The sequence below is a fragment of the Immundisolibacter sp. genome, from assembly GCF_041625615.1.
Classification (GTDB): Bacteria; Pseudomonadota; Gammaproteobacteria; order Immundisolibacterales; family Immundisolibacteraceae; genus Immundisolibacter.
In genome coordinates, this window is record NZ_JBFJTF010000179.1 from 1 (window position 1) to 3,747 (window position 3,747).

Here is a 3,747-nt window from a genome sequence, read left to right on the forward strand (position 1 = left end):
CCAGTACCACAAGCACGGCGCCTACATCCTGCAACACGCCGACCTGGCCGGCTTCTCCCGCCAGGAACAGCACCAGCTGGCGCTGCTGGTGCGCGTGCACCGGCGCAAGTTCGCCCTCGGCGAATTCGCCGCGCTCGACGACGAGGCACGCCGGCCGCTGATGCGCCTTGCCCTGTTACTGCGCCTGGCTGCGGTACTGCACCGCAGCCGCGCCGCGCTGCGGCTGAGTCGCTTCAGCCTGCGCGCGGACGGTGCCGTGCTGTGCCTGGGCTTTCCACCCGGCTGGCTGGAGCGCCACCCCCTGACCGAGGCGGACCTGCGACAGGAAGCACAGTTCCTGGCCGCCGCGGGCTTCGAACTGCGCATCGAGGACACCTAGAAGATCTTCGCCCCACCCGGCCCGAACGCAGGTATGCACTATCATCTACCGACCAATGCATGAACCTGTGGGCCCGACACCGGTCCCAACCATTCCGTTTTCCCTTACGCAATCGGAGGTCGTCTTGAACAAACCGCTCGAACAATCCAACCCATCCGGCCTGTACCAGTCCCAGTACGGCCACTTCATCGGCGGCCAGTGGGTCGAGGGCGCCAGCGGCGCCACCATCGATCTGTTCAACCCGGCCACCGGTGAAACCCTGTCGCGCATCGCCGCCGGCAACGCCACGGACGTCGAGCGCGCCGTCGCCGCCGCTTCCGAGGCCTTCAAGACCTGGGGCCACAGCACCCCGGCCCAGCGCCAGGAAGTGCTGATCGAGATCGCCCGTCGCCTGAAGGCACGCATGCAGGATTTCGCCCTGCTGGAGACCCTCAACAACGGCAAGCCGATCCGCGAGTCGATGCACTTCGACGTGCCGGCCGCCATCGGCCAGTTCGAACTGTTCGCCGGCGCCGCCTGGCACCTGCACGGGCAGGCCATGGACTTCCCGGACGCGCTCGGCGTGGTGCACCGCGAGCCCTACGGCGTGGTGGCACAGATCATCCCGTGGAACGTGCCGCTGATCATGATGGCGACCAAGATCGCCCCGGCCCTGGCCGCCGGCAACACCATCGTGCTGAAGCCGGCCGAGACGGTGTGCCTGTCGGTGCTGGAGTTCTTCCGCGAGATGCAGGACGTGATCCCGCCGGGCGTGGTGAACGTGGTCACCGGCTACGGCGCCGACGTCGGCGAGCCGCTGGTCACCCACCCGCAGGTGCGCAAGGTGGCGTTCACCGGCTCCCTGCCGACCGCGCGCCGCATCATGCAGTACGCCTCGGTCAACATCATTCCGCAGACGCTGGAGCTCGGCGGCAAGTCGGCCCACATCGTGTGTGACGACGCCGACATCGACGCGGCGGTGGAAAGCGCCGCCCTGTCCACGGTGTTCAACAAGGGCGAAGTCTGCCTCGCCGGCACGCGCCTGCTGGTGCAGGAGAGCATCCGCGACGAGTTCCTGGAAAAACTGTCCCGCACGCTGGACGGCATCCGCATGGGTGATCCGACCGACCCGGCCACGCAGATGGGCGCCCAGGCGTCGGTCATGCAGCGCGACAAGGTGCTGTCGTACCTCGACATCGGTGTGCAGGAAGGTGCCAAGGTGTTCCGCGGCGGCAAGCGCGCCTCGGTGCCGGGCTTCGAGAACGGCAACTTCATCGAGCCGACCATCTTCGTCGACGTCGACAACCGCATGCGTATCGCCCAGGAGGAAATCTTCGGGCCGGTCACCTGCGCCATCACCTTCAAGAACGACGACGAAGCCATCGCGCTGGCCAACGACAGCACCTACGGCCTCGGCGGCGGTCTGTGGACGCGCAACCTGGCGCGCGCCCACCGCATCTCGCGGTCCATGCAGACCGGCACCGTGTGGGTGAACCGCTACTTCAACCTCAAGCCCGGCATGCCGCTGGGCGGGTACAAGCAAAGCGGCTTCGGGCGCGAGTTCTGCTTCGACATCCTGGAGCACTACACGCTGACCAAGAGCGTGGTGATCAACCTCGAAGAAGGCCCGATGGGCATCTTCCAGCACTGAGGTCTGCGCCACCGGACGGCCCGCCGGGCGGGCCCGACCGGTGCGTGCGGCGGTCGGTGCGTCAGCGCCGCCCGCCACGAAACCGGCCCGGCTGTCATGCAGCCGGGCTTTTTTTGTGCCCGGCGCACGCGCGCGCGCCACGGCGCAGGTACCTTAGGCGGCGCCATGATCCTTCGTCTGCTGCAACGCCTTGCGCTGTGTCTTGCCCTTGGCCTGACGGCCGGCGCCACCGCCCGTGCCGCCGAGGCCACCGTGGCCGTGGCCGCCAATTTCTCCACCGCCATGGACCACCTGGTACCGGCCTTCGAACAGGCCAGCGGCCACCGGCTGACCGTGGTGCTGGGCTCGTCCGGCAAGCTGGCGGCACAGATCCAGCAGGGCGCGCCGTTCGACGTGTTCCTGTCGGCGGATGTCGAGCGGCCCGCCGCGCTGCAGGCCGCCGGGTTCGCGGTGCCGGACAGCCGCTTCACCTACGCGCTGGGCCGACTGGTGCTGTGGAGCGCCGACCCGCAGGCCTTCAGCGACGGCCCGGCCTACCTGGCCGCCGGCCGGTTCCGGCACCTGGCCATCGCCAACCCCGCCCTGGCGCCCTACGGCACGGCGGCGCAGCAGGCGCTGCAGGCACTTGGCGTATGGCCGGCGCTGCAGGACCGTCTCGTCCGCGCCGAGAACATCGGCCAGACCTATGCCATGGTCGCCGGCGGCGCCACACCGGCCGGGTTCGTGGCGCTGGCGCAGCTGACGGACCCCACGCCCGGCAGCCGCTGGCCGGTGCCGCAGGAGCTGCATGCACCCATCCGCCAGGATGCCCTGCTGCTGGTGCGCGGCCACGACAATCCCGCCGCCCGGGCCTTTCTGGACTACCTCGGCAGCCCGCCGGCACGCGCGGTGATCACCGCGCTGGGCTACGACCTGCCCTGACGCCGTGGCCGATCTCGACCTCGGCCCCGTCTGGCTGACCCTGCGCCTGGCCGCGGTGACCGTGCTGCTGCTGCTGCTGGTCGGCACGCCGCTGGCCTGGTGGCTGGCGCACACCCGCACCCGCGTGAAACCGCTCATCGAGGCCGTCACCGCGCTGCCGCTGGTGCTGCCGCCCACGGTGCTGGGCTTTTACCTGCTGGTGCTGTTCGCACCGGGGGCGCCGCTGGGCGGCGCCTGGCTGGGGCTGACCGGACACACCCTCACCTTCTCGTTCAGCGGGCTGGTGCTGGCGTCCATGCTCTACTCGCTGCCGTTCGTGGTGCAGCCGCTGCAGGGCGCCTTCGAGGCGGTCGGCCGCGGCCCGCTGGAGGCCGCCGCGGTGCTCGGCGCCCGGCCGCTGGATGCCTTCTTCACCGTGGCCAGCCCGCTTGCCCTGCGCGGCTACCTCACCGCCACCGTGCTCGGCTTTGCCCACACGCTGGGCGAATTCGGCGTGGTGCTGATGGTGGGCGGCAACATCCCCGGTCGCACCCGGGTGATCTCGATTGCCATCTACGAGCAGGTGGAGACGCTCAACTTCGCCGCCGCGCACCTGCTGGCCGCCGGCATGCTGGTGTTCTCGTTCGCGGTGCTGGTACTGGTCTACGCGCTGAACCGCCGTTACCCGGTGCACGCGGCATGAGGCTGGACATCGCGCTGGCCATGCAACGCGCCGGTTTCACGCTGGAACTGGACCAGACGCTGGAGCTGACCGGCATCACCGCCGTGATGGGCGCGTCCGGCAGCGGCAAGAGCACCCTGCTGCGCGCGCTGGCCG

General features: G+C 69.8%; 3 protein-coding genes and 1 pseudogene. All 4 read left to right on the forward strand.

Features of this window, described 5'->3' with window-relative positions:
* Nucleotides 1–379 (forward strand): annotated as a pseudogene (locus ABYX71_RS10965) (exopolyphosphatase); the annotation flags it as partial.
* A gap of 55 nt (nt 380–434) precedes the next feature.
* The gene (locus ABYX71_RS10970) at nt 435–2,009 is read left to right on the forward strand and encodes an aldehyde dehydrogenase family protein (protein WP_372696535.1); all 1,575 of its coding nucleotides are present in this window, start codon (nt 435–437) and stop codon (nt 2,007–2,009) included.
* A gap of 165 nt (nt 2,010–2,174) precedes the next feature.
* Nucleotides 2,175–2,930 carry a molybdate ABC transporter substrate-binding protein gene (gene modA / locus ABYX71_RS10975; protein WP_372696536.1) on the forward strand — a complete coding sequence of 252 codons (756 nt, stop codon included), beginning with the start codon at nt 2,175–2,177 and terminating at the stop codon, nt 2,928–2,930.
* A gap of 4 nt (nt 2,931–2,934) precedes the next feature.
* Nucleotides 2,935–3,612 carry a molybdate ABC transporter permease subunit gene (gene modB, locus ABYX71_RS10980; protein ID WP_372696537.1) on the forward strand — a complete coding sequence of 226 codons (678 nt, stop codon included), beginning with the start codon at nt 2,935–2,937 and terminating at the stop codon, nt 3,610–3,612.
* Nucleotides 3,613–3,747: the final 135 nt, after the last annotated feature.